This window comes from Ruminococcus sp. OA3 (assembly GCF_022440845.1).
Classification (GTDB): domain Bacteria; phylum Bacillota; class Clostridia; order Lachnospirales; family Lachnospiraceae; genus Ruminococcus_G.
The window spans coordinates 3,720,521-3,741,875 of sequence record NZ_JAKNTO010000001.1 but is presented as its reverse complement, the minus strand read 5'-3'; the positions used below and the strand labels follow the sequence as shown (position 1 = coordinate 3,741,875).

Below are 21,355 nucleotides of genomic sequence, written 5' to 3'. Positions count from 1 at the left end.
GATATGATAAAAGACTTGACAAAGGGAAACCCAAACAGGCTGCTGTGGACGTTTACTCTGCCCATGCTGGGCAGCGTAATATTTCAACAGCTGTACAATATTGTGGACAGCGTGGTTGCTGGTAAGTTTATCGGAGATGAGGCGCTGGCAGCGGTCGGTGCGTCCTATCCGGTCACGATGATCTTTATGGCGGTAGCCATAGGAATGAATGTTGGATGCTCCGTGATCATTTCACAGCTGTTCGGTGCAGGACAGTACGGGAAGATGAAGACGGCGATTTTTACGTCGCTGATATCCTCTGCAGCGCTGAGCCTTGTGATGACCGCGGGAGGCATGATGTTCAGCGGTCGTCTGCTGCGTCTGCTGAACACGCCGGATAATATATTCGGGGATTCGGAAGTATATCTTATGATCTATACTGCAGGTCTTCTGTTTGTGTTCCTGTATAATATCTGTACCGGAACCTTTACAGCGCTCGGTGATTCAATGACGCCGCTCTGTTTTCTGATCGCCTCATCACTCGGTAATATTGCGCTGGACCTGTTTTTTGTGGTCGGTCTTGAGATGGGAGTGGGCGGTGTCGCGTGGGCGACCTTCATTGCACAGGGTACTGCAGCTGTTCTTGCTTTTGCCGTTCTGCTCAGAAGACTGGGGAAAATAGAGACTTCAGTGTATGAAAAATTTTCCATGCCGATGCTTGGCAGGATTGCACGTATGGCAGTGCCGAGTATTTTACAGCAGAGTTTTGTATCTGTGGGAAACCTGTTTGTACAGGGGGTTGTGAATGGATATGGTTCTACCGTTATTGCCGGCTATTCTGCTGCGATTAAGCTTAATACATTTACCATCACGTTGTTTACAACGCTGTCAAGCGCATTATCCAGCTTTTCTGCTCAGAACATAGGCGCAGGACTGATCCGGCGTGTCAGGCAGGGGATGCGCTCCGGTGTGAGAATCGCTCTGGCGGTATCGCTGCCGTTTACTGTGCTGTACCTGGTATTCGGCGGAAGTGTAATGCGAATTTTTGTAAGCTCTGAGAGTGCGGATGTAATAGCTGTCGGAAAAATGTTTTTGGGTATCGTAGCCCCGTTTTATTTTCCTGTCAGTATCAAGCTGGTCTGTGATGGAGTGCTGAGAGGCGGAGAGGCGATTGCGTGTTTTATGTTTACAACATTCTCGGATTTGATACTGAGAGTTATACTTGTTTTTATCCTTCCGCTGAAATTTGGGTCCACAGGCATCTGGATGGCATGGCCGCTGGGATGGATCGTCGCGATGATATTCTCGCTGTACTTTTATAAAACAGAAAAATGGAATCATATGAATCGCAACATGTCTGTGTGATAAAGTATTTACCAGCTGACAGGCGAAAAGAACGGCGGGCTGCAGGAAGGCAGGGGAGCATAAAGAAGTATTGCAAAAATACTGACTCATGCCAAATGAACGGGAAATAAGAAAACTCTATGTAAATGGACTAACCATTTGCATAGAGTTTTTCTTTTGCTTTTTCAAATTTTCAGCGTCCGAAGGATGCGTGGCCGTCACCGAAGGTGGCGATCCTGGGGGCTTGGGGGGGGGAATCCCTCAACAAGTATTTTGGACGGTGCGAAGTCAGTATTTCTTTTTTTCTCTCAAAATTGCAGGAATTGAAATCTTATAAATAGACAAAAGACTTTGTAAAATGGTTTCTTTATCCTGTGTCATCCTATTTTTAACCCATTCAATCAGAAGTCCGGCGGAAGCTTCTGTATAAAAAGCCGCTAAAAAGTTTTTGAACTGTGAATCCAAGGTTATCTGTAATTCTTCTTCCCCCTGTTCAACCGCTCCGTAAATAACGGAAAATAAATCATTGTAGAAAAATCGTTTGATTTCTTCATATCCCATAGAATCGAAAGCACCGTTTATAATGTGCTTATTCTCATCTGCATATTCCATAACAAACCGAAGGGCTTCTTCCGTATTGACCACCAAATTAAAATTCTTTACCACTTCAACAGCTTCCTGTTCCAGTGTCCATTTCAAAAGAGAATATATATCCTCAAAATGATAGTAAAATGTCTTTCTGTTTATCCGGCAAACAGCACACAACTCGCTGATGGTGATTTTAGAAAGCTTTTTGTGTTCCATTGCATTTTTCAGCGCCTGGGCAAGCGACTGTTTGGTTTTAAGAGACAATTCTTCATTTGTCATCGCCTTTACATCCTCCCCACATATCTTATAACTTATTATACACTTGCCCGGTAAATCTTTCTACGGACAATTGTGAAACTTTTGTCCGGTATCTTCTTCATCAAGTAACGGGGATTTGTCCCATATCTCTCATTTGACCATACTTTGACCGTTTTTTTCAGAAATCAAATCCTCTATATTAGAGTTTATGATGCAAGAAAGGAGCGAAAGTATATGTGGAATGTCAGCTATGATGTAATTATGCAGACCTCCATCGGGGTCAGATATGGAACGATGTCTGTCACTGTGGATAACAGTAAAATTAACGGGATACTGGATATTCTGAAGAAAGCCAATCCGTTTCACGGAAACATCAATGAAAAGGGCGCCTGCCAGATTAAAGGGGAGTTGACGACGCTGATGCGTACTATCCCCTATGACGCCGTAGGACGGATCACGAAAGAGACACTGGTATTAAGGCTAAACGGGGAACGGGAAAACTTTGAGATTACCGGTACGGCATCTGCTCCTTTCCCCGCAGAGGAAAAGGAGCAGACCACATGAGAAAATTTTATCAGATTATTGTTGACAACCCAAAGAAAATAATTATCTGTTTCCTTCTAATGGCAGCCATAGGCGCTGTCCTTTCGGGAATGGTCGGGGTCAACTACGACATGACGGACTATCTCCCGGAGGATACTGCCTCTACCGTTTCCCTGGAAGTCATGGAGAAAGAATTTGAAGGAGGTATTCCCAATGCCCGTGTGATGGTAAAGGATGTCACCATACCAGAGGCTTTAGACTACAAGGAAAAAATCTCGGCCTGCGAAGGGGTTAGAGATGTTATGTGGCTGGATGACGCCGCCGATATTCTGCGGCCCATCGAAACCATGGACCAGGACACCGTGGAAACCTATTATAAAGACAACGCCGCCCTCTTTACCGTGACCATCGAGGATGGAAAACAGGTGGAAGCCGTGGACGCTATCCGGGGGATCGTGGGAGAAGAAAATGCGCTTACCGGCGACGCAGTATCCACGGCGGTGGCCACCACAGGGACGGTCAGTGAAATCAATAAGATTACGGCATTTGCCATCCTGTTTGTTTTTGTCATGCTGATTCTAACTACCACCTCCTGGCTGGAGCCTGTTTTGGTCATGCTCGGATTAGGTGTGGCTGTCTTGATCAACTCCGGCACCAACCTGATTTTTGGGGAGATTTCCTTTGTGACCAATGCGGCTGGGACTATTTTGCAGGTGGCTGTATCCCTGGATTACTCGGTTTTTCTGATCCACCGCTTTGAAGAATGCAAAAAGGAAATATCGGATTCTAAGGAGGCTATGGTAGAAACTCTGTGCAAGTCCACCAGTTCCATTCTTTCCAGCGGACTGACTACGGTCATAGGTTTTCTGGCGCTGGTATTTATGCAGTTTCGGATTGGTCCTGACCTGGGTCTTGCGCTGGCAAAAGGCGTTGCCATCAGCCTGATTACTGTATTTACTTTTATGCCGGCCTTGATTCTGGAAACGCAGAAGTGGCTGCAAAAATCCCAGCACCGCAGCTTTTTGCCCAGCTTCAAAAGATTTGGCCGGGTTATCTACCGGGTCATGATTCCGTTGGTTTGCGTATTTGTGGTTTTGATCATTCCCAGCTATCTGGCTTCCAATGCCAATGATTTTTACTATGGTTCCTCTCAAATCTACGGAGCGGAAACCCAGCTTGGGCAAGACACGGCAGCCATTGAAGCGCTCTACGGAAAGAGCGACACCTATGTGGCTATGGTACCCCGGGGCGACTTGGCTACGGAACAGGAGCTGTCCAACTCACTCCACGACATCCCACAGGTAAAAAGCATCCTCTCCTATGTGGACACCGTAGGTGCGGAAATCCCCATGGAGTATTTGGATGCTGACACCTTTTCCCAGCTTGTGTCAGAAAATTGCAGCCGGTTTGTCATTACCGTGGATGCCGATTATGAGGGCGAGGAAACCTTTAGGCTGGTAGAAAACATCCGGAATACCGTCAATACCTACTACCCGGATTCCTATTACCTGGCAGGCAGCGGCGTCAGCACCTATGACCTGATGGATACCATTACAGCGGATACGGTAAAGGTCAACCTGATCGCTATTGGCGCGGTGTTCCTTGTACTTCTGCTAACCATGAAATCCCTCTCCCTGCCGGTGATTTTGGTGCTTGCCATTGAGACAGCCGTGTGGATTAACCTGGCAATCCTTTATTTCCAGGGCAGCACAGTTTTCTATATCTCCTACCTGATTATCAGCTCCATTCAGTTGGGGGCTACTGTGGATTACGCGATTTTGTTCACCGAGCGGTATGCCGAGTTCCGGGAACACATGGCCAAAAAGCAGGCGGTGATTGAAACCGTAGCGGCGGTGACGCCCTCTGTCATGACCTCCGGCATGGTTCTGGCAGTAGTGGGGTTCCTGCTGGGGTACCTTTCCAGCCACGGTATTCTGGCCCAGCTGGGACGGTTCTTGGGTATCGGCAGCCTACTCTCCCTGTCCATTGTCCTATTTGTACTGCCGGGGTTGCTGTACCTGCTGGATGGACTTGTCCAGCGCACAACATTACACTTGCATTTTTATAAACAATCCAAGGAGGGAATCACCAAATGAAAATCTTAAAGCGCATTTTACCGATGACGCTTGCGAGCTTGCTGGCCTTAAACTCTGCTGTTCCGGCTTTGGCTGCTGAAGCAACAGATGTGGCGCCGTCAGAAAAAGAAGAGGTCATCTATCTTACATTAGAGACTGATGGGAAACTGAAAAACAGCTATGTAGTCAACAGCTTTCCCGGCGGAAACATTACCGATTATGGCGACTATGCTTCAGTAAAAATGCTGAAAACCAGCGACTCCATTGAGCAGAATGGGGATACCATTACGTTTTCTACCTCTGCACGGAAAGCTTACTATCAAGGGGAATTGACGGATGCAGAAATACCGTGGAACATCTCCCTGCGTTATTATTTGGACGGGAAGGAATGCTCCGCCAATGAGACCGCAGGAAAAAGCGGGAAACTGAAAATTCGTTTCCAAATCACAGAGAACACCGCCTGTTCCGGTACCTTTTTTGATGATTACGCTCTGCAGGCCTCTTTCGCCTTGGACACGGAGCAGTGCAGCAATATTTCAGCCCCGGACGCAACCATTGCAAATGTAGGCAGCGACAAGCAGCTTACCTATACGGTTTTGCCCGGTGAGGGAATTGATACCACTATTACCGCAGATGTGACCGATTTTGAGATGGGTGCTGTTTCCATCAACGGCATTCACCTGAATCTCAATGTGGAAATCGACGATACGGAACTGAAAGATAAGGTAAATGAACTGATTGACGCGGTGGGACAGCTGGACGATGGCGCGGTGGAACTTTCCGATGGCTCCGCGGAGCTGTTGGATGGCGGTTCTGAATTGAAAGACGGGGCCTCTTCTCTGCAAAGCGGGGGCACCTCTTTGGATGAGGGCGTAGTCACGTTGCAAAATGGATTGACCACTGTACAGAGCGGGCTTGATACCTTAAATTCACAATCGGGGGCACTGACCGCTGGTTCTTCGGAATTTAAAGCAGCGCTGATCACAATCCAAACAGCGGTCAACTCTATTTCTGTAACCAATGAAGATTTGACCATGCTCACAGAGGCCTCCGATCAAATTAAGCAGGCCATCAGTGACCTTAATGATGGTGCGGCTACTTTGCAGGCAAACCTTGGTTATGCTCAATACAAGGCGCTGATGGCCCAGAACGGGCTGGATATTGATGCGCTGCCGGCTGGAAATGCCAGTGCGGTGGAGACAATCCAGAGTTATGAACTCCTGCTGGAACAGCTTTCTGCAATTCCGGGTATGGGTGATCTGGTGAACCAGTATAAATCCCAATTATTGACCGACTCGGAACAGATCAAGGGATTGCTGAACGCGAACAGCGCCGCCATTGGCGGGATGGAAAGCTACCTGAATGGTATCTCTGCTGAGTTGCCCGCGTTTACTGAGGGGCTGTCTGCGTTAAATATCCAGTATGAGACTTTTGATGCTTCGATCAGTCAGATTGTAAATACCCTCGGTAATATGACTGGAAATCTTTCTGCTTTGGCAGAGGGAATCAATCAGATTGTGACCAGCTATGAAGAACTGGATTCCGGGATCGATGACTACACCGGCGGTGTGGCCCAGATTGTAGCGGGATACAGCCAGGTAATGGATGGGGTATCTTCTTTGGCAGAAGGCAGCAAGGAATTGGTGTACGGTTCTGGAGAACTGTATGGCGGAACCGTGGAATTGTACGATGGCGTTGTATCCCTTTGCGATGGGGCCCGGGAAATGGCTGACGGAACCGGAGAATTCCGTACCGAAACAGCGGATATGAACGACCAAATTGATGAAGAAATCGACAGCCTGCTGAAATCCATTGGAGGCAGCATGGAGAATCCTGTTTCCTTTGTCTCTGAAAAGAATACCAATGTGGATTCGGTGCAGTTTGTCATTCAAACAGAAGCTATAGAAGTCGAAGAGGTTCGAGAGGTTCAAGAAACGATGGAAGAAGAACTTTCCCTTTGGCAGAAATTACTGCGATTGTTCGGAGTGTATTAATTGGATTTTCATCATTAAAATGCGGGGAGATGAGCAAATGGGAAATTAATCGTACTGGACTTGGTTTGGCAGGAGGATTACAGTTACTACTCCCGCAAGGCTGTTAACAACCCTGAGAAATGCCAGCATGGCTGTTTCAAGCCATGCTGGCATTTTTTGCGAAAACGCCTGTAAAAACACCCCTAAAACGGCCAATCAGGGGTGAAAAAGCTTTGATACTGTGGAACTTATAAATGTCGGTCAACAAGGTAGAGGGATAAATTCCTTATACCCACCCGAATCGAGCTTCTAATTGTCCGCATAGGGTTTTAACCTAAACGGGAATATCCATCTCCGACAGCCCGAATTTAGACGGTAGTTTCAGGGGTGTTCAAAATCTGTCGCCGGAATATTGGAGCGACGAGAATACACCGGCTGTACCGTAAACTTCAAAACCTATACCAAGTCCTTAAAATTCAAAAAGTGGATGGAAAATCTGGTTGAGAACCGGTGAGTTTTTGAGGACACCCAGCCCGTCATCATCGAGAAAGGCCAGTGGGGACGGTTCCTTATGGGACGCTGCCTGAATGTGGTCCGCTTTTTTGGTGCGTGAAAAAAGTCTTGTGTTACAAATAATATTGTTGACATATAATACTATATGACGTATAATATTAATAACAAAACAATATTAAGAAAAATATAATATTATAGAAAGACGGGTGATTGCATGGTCTTTAACACAGGCGCGGCGCTTTTGGATGCGATTGTGCTGGCGGTAGTGTCAACAGAGACGGAGGGAACGTATGGATACAGAATCACACAGGACGTGCGCCAGGTCCTGGAAGTGTCCGAGTCCACACTGTATCCCGTTCTGCGCAGGCTTCAGAAGGATGAATGTCTGATGGTTTATGACCGTGAATTTGCAGGGCGTAACAGGAGATACTATAAAATAACGGAAAAGGGCAGCGTACAGCTGCAGCTTTATCAGCAGGAGTGGAAAAGTTACTCATCAAAGATTACAAAACTTTTTGAAGGGGGAGCAGGTAAATGAGCAGAAAGGAATTTATGCAGCAGCTGAACCGGCTGCTGGCGGATATACCGGAAAGTGACCGGCAGGATGCCATCGCATATTATAATGATTATTTTGACGAAGCCGGCCCGGAGAATGAAGCAGACGTGATTCAGGAACTGGGCAGTCCGGGAAAGGTGGCAGCTACAATCAAGGCGGGTATGGGAACGGCACCCGGCCGCGGAGAATTCACGGAAAACGGATATCAGGACAGCCGGTTTAAAGACCGTACGCAGGTACCTGCTTATAAAGCGGAACAGGAAGGCAGACAGAGGAGAGGAACGGGCAGATGGGCACTGATTATTATTCTGCTGATCTTTGCTTCACCGCTGCTTCTGGGATTTGGAGGCGGGATACTCGGGCTTGTAGCTGGAATCTTTGCCGCCATCCTGGGGATCTATGTGGCGTTTGCCGCTGCGGGAATCGGTCTGGCAGCGGGAGGGATTGCAGCTTTTGCGGCAGGTGTGGCAAAATGTATTGTTTCACCGGCAAACGGGCTGATCTCCATCGGCACGGGTATGGTGCTGCTGGCCGCAGGACTTTTGCTTTTTGCAGTGTTTATCTGGCTGACCTTTAAAGTGACTCCAAGAGTTTTCCGGTCATTGATAAACTGGTTTTCAAGAATCATGCACCGCGGAAGGGGAGGTGAATCCGATGAAAAGGCTGTTTAAAGGGATTTTCATAGCGTGCGGTATCCTTATGATCGCCGGAATAGGGCTTGGACTGGCAGGATTTATCATGGGAGGCACATTTGAGGGAGTTTCTGTCCCGTTTTACTACAGGGGGATCTCGGGGCTAAGCGCCAATATTACGGGGGCAGCCAGCGCAGAGGCTGAAGGTATCCGCCGGATAAGGGTGGATATGAAGGCTGGAAAGTTTGAGATTGAACATGGGAATTTTGAAGAAATTCAGGTCGATGCTGATCAGTCCAGGACCAAAGTCAACGTGAGTACGGAAGGCGATACTCTTGTAGTGAGCAGCAAAGGCCGCTGGGGAAGTAAAGGCGGTGTTGCCAGAATCTATCTTCCTGATAACATGGAACTGAAAAGCGCGGAGCTGAACATCAAGGGCGGCAGCCTGGAAACGGACCGTCTGACCGCACAGGAAGTGACTGTGGATGCAGGCGGCGGAGAATTCGTGTGTGACGGACTCATTAAGGCGGAGGAAGCGAGTTTTGAAGTCGGAGCCGGAGCGATCAGCATTGCTCTGCTTGAGAGCAGTGAATCAGATTTTGACTGTTCAGCCGGACGTATCGAATGTACCATGACGGAAAGTATGGCTGATTATTATTTTTCAGGCGAGTGCAGCCTGGGGCGTCTCTCGTATGGGGACCAGGAATGGCATGTAAATGACGACATAGAGATTGGAAGTGAAGCAGCGAAAAGAACGATCGATGCGAAATGCAGCGTGGGTGATATCACGATTGACTTTGATAAATAGAAAAGGAGGAATCATAATGGAAAATAAGAGATTGTATCGTTCATCAACAAATTATATGCTTGCGGGTGTATGCGGCGGAATTGCAGAATATTTTAACATTGATCCTACACTTGTGAGACTCGGCTGGGTATTGTTCTCGTGCCTTGGCGGTTCCGGGATTCTGGCATATATTATAGCCGCAATTATTATTCCGAAATGAGAATAAAAGTAACCGTTTTGGACGGCGGGGAAATTGGTATGGAAAGTAACGTCAAGCTTACTTGTAAGTCGTTTTGCATATCAATTTCCACATCGGATGAACATCCGATGCTTCTTGACCGGTTTTTTTGATCGAGAAGATGCGCCGTTCTGAACTGTTACGAATAAAATAGAAAAAAAAGGTCATACTCCAAAGAGAAAAGGAGTGTGACTTTTTTATGAAGAAAAATAAGGATATTAACTTACATGAAATATCTCCGGAAGAGCAGCTGAAATATGAGATTGCTGAAGAACTTGGACTGCTGGACCGTGTACTGGAGAACGGCTGGAGGACTCTTTCAGCGAAAGAAACCGGAAGGATTGGCGGGCTGGTCACAAAGCGTAAGCGCGAGATGAATCAGGAGTGATGTGCTACAGAAGCGGTGCAGCACATGATAACCATGATGAGGCAAGCAGCCTGCTGCCCGCTTCTGAAAGATGAATGCCGTCTGTTGTCAGGCTTGTATTGCCGCGGGCATCATTTTGTGCATTCATCCGGTCGTGGAGCGGAAGAAAAACAGCGCCGAAGCGTGAAGCCAGGGACTGGAGGATTTCACTTTCCTGACGGATAAGCGGATGCCAAAGCAGGTACTCTGCCGGTGATGAGAAGATAAAGGGTTCCAGTAAAATGACAGAAGAGATACCGGATGATGTGATGCGTTCCAGAATACTCCGGCAGTACTGTGTGAATTCTGCAGGAATCCGTGGCCTGTCCGTATATAATTCAACAGGGATATCATTTACTCCGATGAGTATGGTGACGAGATCAGGCGTAAGAGCCAGACAGTCCCGCTCAAGACATCGGCATACGTCTTCGGACGTAAAGCCGTCATGGCCTCTGTTGGTGATCTCATATTTGTCTGTGGGCAGCATATCACGAACCATAGACACATATCCATCGCCCAGGTCACAGGAGGATTCTGTAAACAACCGATGGCTGTCTGTGATGCTGTCTCCAATAAAGAGAAAATTTTTCATTGAAATACTTGACGCCTTTCTTAAGTTATGGTAAGATTCACTTGTATAATTCCATATTACCACAGTAAGTGCATCGGAGAAACAAAGTTTTTTTGGTGAAGAGGGAATTGGGTGCGAATCCCAAGCGATCCGGTCACTGTATTTAGGGAGCGATATTTCATAATCCCATTGTACGAGAGTATGAGAAGGGGAAATAGAGTGATGATCTATAAGTCAGGAAACCTGCTTATTGTGTACAAGGTTGAAACTTCCGTGCAAAGTTTAACATCCTAATTTGTCGTGTGACAAATTTCGTGTCTACTTTCATTAACGGAGTAGGCATTTTTTTATGGAATGCCCAAAATAAATAAACGGCGAAAGACCTTAATAATACGGATTATGCAAAATTAAACGGCAGGGTGAATGCTTAGGTGATGTAACAGTTAAATTGAATTATTTTTCCTCCGCAACTAAAATAATTTCAATATTTCCTCTTAACTGTAAACGCTCGTGATTGTGCCGAAGCAGCCTCATCCACTTTAATGACATGCGAAACGCTGTGTGGGATAAAAACCACACAGCGTTTTGTATTGCCATAAAAGGTAAAAGTCATATGATAAACTGAACCGGCAGGTCGGGTGGTCGCGTACCACCCATATACGATTGCAAAGAAACTGATTAACAAGGGAGCTGTGCAGCGCTCAGAGCCGGACTTTATGTGTCACGCGCTGGTCAGTAAAGAGGAGGCACAGCTTAACTATATTCTGTTCCATGAATAAGAAAGCATCAATAACCGCAGTTGCTGCTGCATTGGCACTGGCAGCTGGGATTACCACTGCGTTTGCATCGAGTGCAGCCGCGCCAGAGGCGGTTAAGGCAGACGAAACGGAGATTTCGGGACTGGCTGTTTTCGTCGATGCCATGCCGGAACCGGAGGACAAAGAAGATTCGAAAACTGATCAGGTGGAAAGCGCGGCGGTAATATCTCGATGGACAGGTATTGAGTGGAACGATAACGCGGGATGGTAAAGAAAGAATCGTACACGATCTGCAGGAAACACAGGGGATACAGAAAGCAGAGACTGTACAGTAGGTGATAGCGGAATCTATTTTGCCGGAGGAACTTCCCGGAAAGTGTCAGAATCAGTTTCAACGCTTGACATTTCGCACGGATGATGCGTATACTTATTCCAGAACCGACCGGTCGGTCGGAAAAAAATAAGGGGAGCATCAGTATGTTATCAAAGTTCAGTGTTAAAAAACCGTATACCGTTGTGGTGGGCGTGGTTCTGATCCTGATCCTGGGGTTTGTATCGTTTACGAAAATGACCACGGATCTTCTTCCGAACATCAACCTTCCATACGCGATCGTCCTGACCACCTATCCGGGGGCAAGCCCGTCGGAGGTGGAGGAGACAGTGACAAAGCCGATCGAGGAAGCCATGGCGACGGTCAGCAATATTGAGAATATGCAGTCGGTTTCCAGGGAGAATCTTTCTCTGGTGATCCTCCAGTTTGCGCAGTCCACGAGCATGGACTCTGTCAGTCTGGAGATGCGGGAAAACCTGGATCAGATCGGTTCCTACTGGGACGACACCGTGGGAAGTCCCATCATCATGAAACTGAATCCGGAAATGATGCCGGTGATGGTGGCAGCGGTGGAAAAAGACGGGCTGGACAGCGTGGCGATCTCCGACCTGACGAATCAGCAGATCCTCTCGGATCTGGAGAGCCTGGAAGGAGTGGCTTCTGTTTCCACTTCGGGAACTGTCGAGGAGAGCATTCAGGTGGTGATTCGACAGGAAAAAATCGATGAGGTAAACGACAGAGTCAAAAATGCCGTGAGTGGAGAATTTGCTGAAGCACAGCAGAAACTGGATGATGCCAGAACGGAACTGGAGGAGTCCGAACGGAAAATGTCAGATGCGCAGGCCGAGATCGACAGCGGGCGTTCTCAGCTGGAAGCTGGTAAGGAGGAGCTGCTCAGTCAGCTTCCGCAGGCTCAGAGCCAGCTAAACAGTGCGCAGTCCGAACTCCTGAAAAATGAGACTGATCTGGAGAACGGTCTTACTATGGTGAATACAACTCTGCAGGTGCTGGAGGAATCGCTGAAGGAAGGCGGGCTTTTTGACCAGGCTCAGGACAGGATCGATGAGGCGGCGGCAGCTCTGGCGGCGGAAGAGATGACTGGACAGCTTCAGGCACAGAAAACGGCGCTGCAGGAGGGGATCGAACAGCTGCAGGGAGGTATTGCATCCATCGATGAGCAGCTGGAAGTGCTTCCGGACGGTGACCTGAAGACAGCCCAGAGAGAAGAGCTGGAAACACAGCTGGTCCAGGCGCAGGAAGCGTTGAATGCTGTGGACGGACAGATACTCCTGCTTGAGAGCAGTGCTAAAGAACTGGAAACACAGCGTCAGAATCTGGCGGATGCCAGAGCAAAACTGGAATCACAGAAAGCGGAACTCCTAGATACGAAGACCCTGCTGGAATCTTATCAGGAACAGCTGAATACAGGCAAACTGACGCTGGACGGTGCACTGGCCGAGCTGAACAGCCAGCAGATATCTGCAACGATAGAAATGTCGTCTGCCCAGGCACAGATGATTCTGGGCGAAGCGCAGCTGGAGCAGGGGAAAACCCAGATAACAGCAGGAAAAGAGCAGCTGGAAGACGGACAGGAAGAACTGGACGAACAGAAGAGTAAAGCGCTGAAGAGCGCAGATATAGCAAAAACGATCACTGCGGATATGGTATCACAGATACTTGCAGCGCAGAACTTCAGTATGCCTGCGGGGTATGTGACGGAGGATAATGCCAAATATCTGGTTCGCGTGGGTGATAAGTTTCAGGATGCTGATGAGATGAGGGATCTTGTACTCTTTGACATGGGAATTGCTGATCTCGAACCGGTCAGACTGTCCGATGTGGCGGATGTGATAAAGGTTGATAACTCTTCAGAAGTCTATGCATCTGTCAATGGACAGCCGGGAGTTCTGCTTACCATGCAGAAGCAGACGGGATATGCGACCAGTGAAGTCTCCGACCGTATTCTGGATTATTTTGAGGGTGCACAGGAGGCAGATAGCGGACTCCATTTTACCGTGCTGATGGACCAGGGGATCTACATCGATATGGTAGTGGCTTCTGTTCTGCAGAATCTGATGTATGGAGCCATTCTTGCTATCATTGTGCTGTATCTGTTTCTGCGGGATGTGCGCCCGACGTCGATCGTGGCATGCTCTATCCCGATCAGTGTGCTGACAGCGGTCATACTGATGTATTTCTCCGGTATCACGCTGAATATTATTTCTCTTTCAGGTCTGGCGCTCGGTGTTGGAATGCTGGTGGATAACTCTATCGTTGTCATAGAGAATATATACCGTCTGAGAAGCCTTGGATATACCAGGAAAAAAGCCGCTGTGGCAGGCGCGAGACAGGTAGCAGGTGCTATCATGGCTTCCACGCTTACCACAATCTGTGTATTTCTGCCGATTGTGTTTACGGAAGGGATCACGAGACAGCTGTTTGTGGATATGGGACTGACGATTGCGTATTCACTTCTTGCCAGTCTTTTCATAGCTCTGACGCTTGTGCCCATGATGTCGGCGGGGATGTTAAAGAACGTAAAGGAACAAAGGCAGCCTATGTTTGACAGGCTGCTGAGTGCTTACGGAAACGTGATGAAAAAAGTACTCCGTATCAAACCGGCAGTCCTTCTGGGGGCATTAGCACTTCTCGGAGTGAGCGCCTGGCTGTGTATTTCCAGAGGACTGGTGTACATGCCCGAAATGGAGAGCACGCAGGTCAATATCAATATAACAATGCCCGAAGGCGCAACTCTTGATGAGACAGGAAAAATGTCCGATGAGATTATGGAACGGCTCTCTGGTCTCCCTGATGTGGAGTCCATCGGAGCCATGGCGGGTTCGGATTCCGGCATGGCTCTTCTGGGAATGGGAAGTGGATCTGACACGGAGACGGCTACCATGTATCTGACGCTGAAGGAAGATATGGAGCTCTCAAATGACGAACTTGCGGAGGAGATTTTGTCGCGGACAGAGGATTTGAACTGTGAAGTGGAGGTATCAGCATCCAGCATGGACATGTCGGCTCTGGGAGGCAGCGGGATAAGTGTGGAGATCAAAGGAAAAGATCTGGACAAGCTGCAGGCTGTCGCCTCCGATGTGGCGGAGCTGGTGGAAAAGGTTCCGGGGACAACAGAAGTTTCCGACGGGCAGGAGGAGTCTGCCGAGGAGGAAAGAATTGTAGTAAATAAGGAAAAGGCGTCGGAATACAATCTTACAGTAGCACAGGTCTTTCAGCAGATTTCAGCAAAGCTGGCTGAGTCAAAGTCTGCGACTTCGATCGCTACAGATATTAAAGATTACGACGTTGACGTCATCGATGAGAATACAAAGACTTATACAAGAAGCGATGTGAAAAAATTCAGTCTGACGTATACTGACAAAGACGGTGAAGAGCAGGAAGTGGCTGTCACGAAGGTTGTGGATTTTGTGAACGCAAAAGGGATGACTGCAATATCGAGAGATGCACAGAGCCGTTATATCAGTGTTTCGGCATCCATCGCAGATGGTTATAATGTGACAAAGGTAGCGGCTGCGGTGGATAAAGAACTGAAATCATACGATGCGCCCGAGGGGTATACGATTGAAATGGCGGGAGAGGATGAGACGATCAGAGAATCGATGACAGAGCTGATGAAGATGCTGCTGCTGGCTGTTGCATTTATCTATTTGATCATGGTGGCACAGTTTCAGTCACTGCTGTCCCCGTTTATTGTCATGTTTACCATTCCGCTGGCATTTACAGGCGGTTTTCTGGGGCTGTTGCTGACGGGACAGGATCTGAGTATCATCGCCATGATCGGATTTATCATGCTGTCGGGTATCATTGTAAATAATGGAATCGTGCTGGTGGATTACATCAACCAGCTGCGCAGGGAAGGAACAGAGAAGAAAGAGGCCATTATCGAGGCAGGAAAAACGAGAATGCGCCCCATCATGATGACGGCTCTGACAACGATACTGGGACTGGCAACGATGGCTGTCGGTGTCGGAACGGGATCCGATATGATGCAGGGAATGGCGGTGGTTGTCATCGGAGGTCTGCTGTATGGCACACTGCTGACACTGTTTGTAGTGCCATGTATCTACGACGCACTGAACCGTAAAAAATACTGGTCCGAAGGAGAGGAGGAGCTGGATGAAATCTGAACATTTATTTCTTCCGCCGAAAAAGCAGGCGGTTTTTAAGGCAGTGATTGCATTCCTGGATAAAGGACTGGCGCCGGACAGCCTTAAAGTTTCTGAGATTGCAGCGGAGGCCGGGATCGGCAAAGGCACGGTTTATGAGTATTTTTCCAGCAAGGAAGAGATTATCACGCAGACGCTGGTCTATGAACTGGAAATGACGGCGGAGGAGATTCAGGTCATGATACAGTCTGCCGGCAGTTTCGAGGAGGTTATCAGAAAGCTTCTGGACTGGATTGAGGAAAATTATGAGAGGAAAACCTCTTTTATGCGTCTGTTGCAGCTGATGGAGCGGATGGATGAGCTCCCTGAATCGATTCGAAGGGAACTTAAGAGACAGGGACACTCTCCCTGTGACATCAATCATTATCTGCTGAGGCTGGCAAAGCGGGGACAGGAGACGGAAGAACTGTCCGCTGATATTCCCTGTTCGATGCTGGCGTCGTCCATACTGGCAGCTCTGGTCATGTATCTCTCCTATCTGAACTTCCCGGACGGGTACGGACGGATGGAAAGAGAGAGTGCGAAAGACTATGTCTGGGAGAGTATCCGGGCAATCTGCGGTAAAAAACCTTGACAAAAGCGGGAAAGATGATTATGATTAAGCAAGAAAAAGGTTGTGAGAAAGAGGAGTACATTTCAAGACCCTGACAGAGAGGAGCGGCCGCTGGCTGGAAGCCGCACCGGGGAAAGTGGAAATGGAAGGTAGCTTTTGAACCGGCCGGGTGAACGCCCTTTTCGGGCAGTAAGCCGGCACGCTGCGTTCGGCGTTATGGAACTTAAGAGATGGAGTGCTATACTCCGAACAAAGGTGGTACCGCGATCATTCGCCCTTTACACAGATTGTGTAAAGGGCGTTTTCAATTTAACGGAGGAAATTATGAGTAAAGAATTGGCAAAGACATACGATCCCAAAGGGATGGAAGACCGTATTTACCAGAACTGGATGGAGAAAGGATATTTTCATGCAAAGGTTAATCCGGATAAAAAACCGTTTACCATTGTTATGCCGCCGCCAAATGTTACAGGACAGCTGCATATGGGACACGCGCTTGACAATACCATGCAGGATATTCTGATCCGGTTTAAACGTATGCAGGGATATGAGGCGCTCTGGCAGCCGGGAACAGACCACGCCGCGATCGCGACCGAGGTTAAAGTCACTGAAAGCCTGAAGGAGCGCGGCATCGATAAAGATGAAATCGGAAGAGAAGAGTTTTTAAAATATGCCTGGGAATGGAAGGAAGAGTACGGCGGAAAAATTATCAACCAGCTCAAAAAGATGGGCTCTTCGGCGGACTGGGAGCGGGAACGTTTTACCATGGACGAAGGATGTTCCAAAGCAGTTGAGGAAGTTTTCCTGAAACTGTATGAGAAAGGTTACATTTACCGCGGAAGCAGGATCATCAACTGGTGCCCGGTGTGCCAGACATCGATATCGGATGCTGAGGTTGAGCATACTGAGCAGGCAGGGCATTTCTGGCATATCAGGTATCCCGTAGTGGGCGAGGAAGGGGAATTTGTGGAGATCGCGACGACACGTCCGGAAACCATGCTGGGAGATACGGCAGTTGCGGTAAACCCGAATGACGGGCGATATGCGCATCTGGTGGGCAAGATGCTGAAACTTCCGCTGACAGACCGTGAGATTCCGGTTATTGCAGATGAATACGTGGATCAGGAGTTCGGAACGGGATGCGTAAAGATTACCCCGGCACATGACCCGAATGACTTTGAAGTCGGAAAACGCCATGATCTGGAAGAAATTAATATCATGAATGACGATGCCACGATCAACGGGCGCGGCGGTAAATATGCCGGCATGAGCAGGTATGACGCCCGCAAGGCCATCGTCACAGATCTAAAAGAGCAGGGGCTGCTCGTAAAGGTGACAGAACATGCTCATAATGTGGGGACACATGACCGCTGTAAGACGACGGTAGAGCCCATGATCAAGCCGCAGTGGTTTGTGCGTATGAAAGAGATGGCGAAGGCGGCAATTGAAGTGCTGGATACAGAGGAACTGAATTTTGTTCCGGAACGTTTTGACAAAATTTATCTCCACTGGCTGGAAAATATTCGTGACTGGTGTATTTCCAGACAGCTCTGGTGGGGGCATCGGATCCCGGCGTATTACTGTGATCAGTGTGGTGAAGTGGTCGTTGACAGAAAAGTCCCGGATAAATGTCCGGAATGTGGATGTAAGCATCTGACACAGGACGAGGATACTCTGGATACCTGGTTTTCGTCAGCACTGTGGCCGTTTTCTACACTCGGCTGGCCCGAGAAAACTCCGGAACTGGAGTACTTTTATCCGACTAACGTCCTGGTTACAGGATACGATATCATTTTCTTCTGGGTTATCCGTATGGTGTTTTCAGGCTTGGAACAGACGGGCAAATCCCCGTTTGATCATGTACTGATCCATGGACTCGTGCGTGATTCCGAAGGGCGTAAGATGAGTAAATCTCTGGGCAACGGCATAGATCCGCTTGAGGTGATCGACCAGTATGGTGCAGATGCACTGCGTCTGACGCTCATTACGGGAAATGCACCGGGAAATGATATGCGTTTCTATTGGGAGCGTGTTGAGGCGAGCAGGAATTTTGCAAATAAAATCTGGAATGCATCACGTTTTATCATGATGAATCTGGAGAATACGGAAGTTGAAGAGCCGGAGCGCTTCCAGCTGAAGATTGCGGACCGCTGGATCCTGTCGAAACTGAATACACTGACTCAAGAAGTTACAGAAAATATGGAAAAATTCGAGCTGGGAATCGCAGTTCAGAAGATACACGATTTCCTGTGGGATGAGCTCTGCGACTGGTATATCGAGATTGCCAAACTGAGAATCTGGGCTGCGGAGCATGATCCCGACAGCAGCGAATATGCGCTGTGGACGCTGAAGACGGTGCTGTCCCGTGCATTAAAACTCCTGCATCCGTATATGCCGTTTATAACGGAGGAAATATATGGAACTCTCTGTCCGGAGGAAGAGTCGATTATGATCTCTGAATGGCCGGAATTTAAAGAAGAGTGGCAGTTCCCTTATGCGGAAGAGATGATAGACGATGTAAAGGCAATCGTCAGAGGAGTGCGGAACATCCGGGCTGAAATGAATGTGCCGCCGAGCAAAAAAACGCGAGTTTATATTGTGTCGGAGGACGAAGGGCTGTGCGAGCGCCTTGAGATGATGAAGGACTCCTACGTGAAATTTCTGAGTGCGAGCAGGGTGCGGATACAGATGACCAAGAAGAATATCAGTGATGATGCCGTTTCTATCGTTGTGCCAAATGCAGTTGTGTATCTGCCGTTTGAGGAACTGGTAGATAAAGAAAAAGAAAGAGAACGCCTTCAGAAAGAAGAAGGGCATTTGAAAAAAGAGATCTCACGCTGTGAGGGAATGCTCAGGAATGAAAAGTTCTTAAGCAAGGCGCCGGAATCAAAAGTTCTGGAAGAACGGGAAAAACTGGAAAAATATACCCGGATGCTGGAACAGGTGAAAGCAAGATTGGAGCAATTATAAAATAAAATGAAAAATTTCAAGGTCAATTGGGGGAAAGTGGTTAAAGTATGTAACTGGTTTTCGGTACCGCTGCAGTTTCTTGGGGTGTGCATATTGTATTTGATCGTCGAAGCAATATGCCGCCACTCGCTGTATGATGCCGTTCAATTTATGACGGGAAGCAAGCTTGTATTTCTGTACAATGCTTTTCTCATATTTGTGACGACGACGGTGGTTTATCTGACCAGGAGGAGGATTTTTGCACGGACAGTTATCTTCGTTGTCTGGCTGATTCTGGGAATCATCAACGGTGTTGTACTGGCGTGCAGAGTCACACCTTTTACGGGACCGGACCTGAAACTGATAACGGAAAGCCTCAGGATTTTGAATAAATATCTGTCGCTGGCAATGCTGATCATTGTACTGGCGCTGCTTGTACTTCTGATCTGCGGTCTTGTCTGGCTGGCAGTCAAAGCGCCTAAATATCAGGGGAAAATGTACTATCGGCTCAATATACCGCTCGTTCTTGCAGGTATAGGGGCATTTGTGATGGTGACAAATGTCGCACTTGAAAAGCGTGTGCTTTCCAGTTATTTTGGAAATATTGCATTTGCATATGAGGACTATGGATTTCCATACTGCCTGGGGACGACATTCTTTAATGTGGGAATTAACTGTCCTAATGGTTACGGGGAAGATCTGATGCATGAGATCGTACAGAGTGAGGGGACGATCGAGCGGACCAGGCTTAGCGAGCCGGCGACGAATATCATTTTTCTGCAGCTGGAGTCTTTTTTCGACCCTGAACTGGTTGAGTTCCTCAATATATCGGAGGATCCCATACCGAATTTCCGCAGGCTGATGAAGGAATATACCTCGGGCTATTTCAAAGTGCCCTCTGTGGGAGCGGGAACAGCCAATACAGAGTTTGAAGCGATTACCGGCATGAGTCTGCATTATTTTGGACCCGGAGAGTATCCTTACAAGACTATTTTAAAAGAGAAGACGTGTGAAAGTATTCCGTATGTGTTGAAGGGACTTGGGTATTCCACTCATGCAATACACAATAACGAGGCCAACTTCTATTCCAGAAAAAGTGTGTTTGCCAATCTGGGATTCGAGACCTTTACATCGGAAGAGTACATGCCGGATATTTCGGATACTACTGAGACGGGTTGGGTGAAGGATCACATTCTGACGGATGAGATCATGAAATGCCTTGAATCTACCGACAGTGCTGATTATATCTATACAATATCTGTGCAGGGACATGGGGATTATCCTGCGGAACCTATACTTGAGGATCCGCAGATTACTGTCACCGGTGCTGAGAAGCAGGAGAAAAATAATAATTCCTGGGAATATTACGTAAACCAGCTGAAAGAAATGGATGATTTTATTCAGGAGCTTGTGGAGACACTGGAGGACTATGATGAGCCGGTGGTCCTGGTGATGTACGGAGATCATCTGCCTACAATGGGACTTACAGCCGAGGATGTTGAAAACCGCTATCTGTTTCAGACAGAGTATGTCATGTGGGATAATATTGGCCTGGAGAAAAAAGATGTTAATCTTGCTGCCTATCAGATGGGTGCGGAGGTACTGGACCGCCTGAACATTCATGAGGGAACTATAGTTAATTATCACCAGAACCGCAGGAAGACTCAAAATTATCAGGTCGACCTTGAAGCCATGCAGTATGATATTCTGTATGGTGAGCAGTATGTTTATCAGGGTCAGGACCCTTTTATGCGAACGAAACTGAAACTGGGGGCTGTACCTGTAGTCTTTTCCGGAATAACGAAACTGTCGGACGGTACCTACTATATAACGGGAGAAAATTTTACGGCGTCCAGCAAGTTGGAAATCAATGAAGATCTGATAGAAGATACGTACTTTATCGGACCGAATACGCTGATGGTACGCGAGGTGGAGATCACTGACGGCGATGTGCTTGACGTTGCACAGCAGAGCAACAGTTCTACACACCGTGTGCTTAGCAGAACCGGTACAATCACATATGAAGAACCGAAAACTACCGGGACACTCCCGCCGGAAGAAGAGCAGCCGTAGATAAAGCGGCGGAGCATCAGTACAAAAAAAGAATCTGAAGA

General features: G+C 47.9%; 16 protein-coding genes, 1 riboswitch and 1 other annotated feature. Of the genes, 14 read left to right on the top strand and 2 right to left on the bottom strand.

The window, feature by feature from the left end; genetic code table 11:
* The first annotated feature begins 3 nt into the window (after nt 1-3).
* Nucleotides 4-1,344 (top strand): MATE family efflux transporter, encoded by a 1,341-nt coding sequence (locus MCG98_RS17195; protein WP_240303077.1) that lies wholly within the window; start codon nt 4-6, stop codon nt 1,342-1,344.
* 267 nt (nt 1,345-1,611) lie between these two features.
* Here MCG98_RS17195 and MCG98_RS17190 read toward each other — a convergent pair whose 3' ends face one another.
* A complete protein-coding gene (locus tag MCG98_RS17190; RefSeq protein WP_240303076.1) occupies nt 1,612-2,190 on the bottom strand; it encodes a TetR/AcrR family transcriptional regulator C-terminal domain-containing protein in 579 nt (192 codons plus the stop codon).
* A 213-nt stretch (nt 2,191-2,403) separates the two neighbouring features.
* Here MCG98_RS17190 and MCG98_RS17185 point away from each other — a divergent pair, with 213 nt between their 5' ends.
* The 8 genes from MCG98_RS17185 (at nt 2,404) to MCG98_RS17150 (ending at nt 9,874) form a co-directional block, all read left to right on the top strand.
* The gene (locus MCG98_RS17185) at nt 2,404-2,733 is read left to right on the top strand and encodes a hypothetical protein (RefSeq protein WP_240303075.1); all 330 of its coding nucleotides are present in this window, start codon (nt 2,404-2,406) and stop codon (nt 2,731-2,733) included.
* Nucleotides 2,730-4,808 carry an MMPL family transporter gene (locus tag MCG98_RS17180; protein WP_240303074.1) on the top strand — a complete coding sequence of 693 codons (2,079 nt, stop codon included), beginning with the start codon at nt 2,730-2,732 and terminating at the stop codon, nt 4,806-4,808. The genes MCG98_RS17185 and MCG98_RS17180 overlap by 4 nt, the downstream gene beginning before the upstream one ends.
* Nucleotides 4,805-6,781 carry a hypothetical protein gene (locus MCG98_RS17175; RefSeq protein WP_240303073.1) on the top strand — a complete coding sequence of 659 codons (1,977 nt, stop codon included), beginning with the start codon at nt 4,805-4,807 and terminating at the stop codon, nt 6,779-6,781. The genes MCG98_RS17180 and MCG98_RS17175 overlap by 4 nt, the downstream gene beginning before the upstream one ends.
* Before the next feature lie 706 nt (nt 6,782-7,487).
* Nucleotides 7,488-7,811: a PadR family transcriptional regulator gene (locus MCG98_RS17170; protein WP_240303072.1), complete on the top strand. Its 324-nt coding sequence runs from the start codon at nt 7,488-7,490 to the stop codon at nt 7,809-7,811.
* On the top strand, nt 7,808-8,500 hold the full coding sequence (locus MCG98_RS17165) for a DUF1700 domain-containing protein (protein ID WP_240303071.1): 693 nt from the start codon (nt 7,808-7,810) through the stop codon (nt 8,498-8,500). The genes MCG98_RS17170 and MCG98_RS17165 overlap by 4 nt, the downstream gene beginning before the upstream one ends.
* Nucleotides 8,484-9,269 (top strand): DUF4097 family beta strand repeat-containing protein, encoded by a 786-nt coding sequence (locus MCG98_RS17160; protein WP_240303070.1) that lies wholly within the window; start codon nt 8,484-8,486, stop codon nt 9,267-9,269. Before MCG98_RS17165 ends, MCG98_RS17160 begins: the two co-directional genes overlap by 17 nt.
* A gap of 16 nt (nt 9,270-9,285) precedes the next feature.
* Nucleotides 9,286-9,468, top strand: coding sequence for a PspC domain-containing protein (locus MCG98_RS17155; protein ID WP_028528674.1), 183 nt, complete (start codon nt 9,286-9,288; stop codon nt 9,466-9,468).
* 217 nt (nt 9,469-9,685) lie between these two features.
* On the top strand, nt 9,686-9,874 hold the full coding sequence (locus tag MCG98_RS17150) for a small, acid-soluble spore protein, alpha/beta type (RefSeq protein ID WP_240303069.1): 189 nt from the start codon (nt 9,686-9,688) through the stop codon (nt 9,872-9,874).
* Nucleotides 9,875-9,878: 4 nt separating this feature from the next.
* Here the strand turns inward: MCG98_RS17150 and MCG98_RS17145 are convergent, their stop codons facing one another.
* The gene (locus MCG98_RS17145; RefSeq protein ID WP_240303068.1) at nt 9,879-10,484 is read right to left on the bottom strand and encodes a GDSL-type esterase/lipase family protein; all 606 of its coding nucleotides are present in this window, start codon (nt 10,482-10,484) and stop codon (nt 9,879-9,881) included.
* Nucleotides 10,485-10,533: 49 nt separating this feature from the next.
* A riboswitch (cobalamin riboswitch) is annotated at nt 10,534-10,729 on the top strand.
* 505 nt (nt 10,730-11,234) lie between these two features.
* On the opposite strand from MCG98_RS17145, the gene MCG98_RS17140 reads away from it, so the two are divergent.
* From MCG98_RS17140 to MCG98_RS17120, 5 genes are all read left to right on the top strand, one after another.
* On the top strand, nt 11,235-11,492 hold the full coding sequence (locus MCG98_RS17140; RefSeq protein ID WP_240303067.1) for a hypothetical protein: 258 nt from the start codon (nt 11,235-11,237) through the stop codon (nt 11,490-11,492).
* Nucleotides 11,493-11,698: 206 nt separating this feature from the next.
* On the top strand, nt 11,699-15,700 hold the full coding sequence (locus MCG98_RS17135) for an efflux RND transporter permease subunit (protein ID WP_240303066.1): 4,002 nt from the start codon (nt 11,699-11,701) through the stop codon (nt 15,698-15,700).
* Entirely contained in the window at nt 15,690-16,313 is a 624-nt protein-coding gene (locus MCG98_RS17130) for a TetR/AcrR family transcriptional regulator (RefSeq protein WP_240303065.1), read from the top strand. The genes MCG98_RS17135 and MCG98_RS17130 overlap by 11 nt, the downstream gene beginning before the upstream one ends.
* Before the next feature lie 33 nt (nt 16,314-16,346).
* Nucleotides 16,347-16,574, top strand: a binding site (T-box leader).
* Between the two features lie 42 nt (nt 16,575-16,616).
* Entirely contained in the window at nt 16,617-19,262 is a 2,646-nt protein-coding gene (locus MCG98_RS17125; RefSeq protein WP_240303063.1) for a valine--tRNA ligase, read from the top strand.
* A gap of 36 nt (nt 19,263-19,298) precedes the next feature.
* Nucleotides 19,299-21,314, top strand: a complete 2,016-nt coding sequence (locus MCG98_RS17120; protein WP_345891695.1) for an LTA synthase family protein — start codon at nt 19,299-19,301, stop codon at nt 21,312-21,314.
* Nucleotides 21,315-21,355 lie beyond the last annotated feature (41 nt).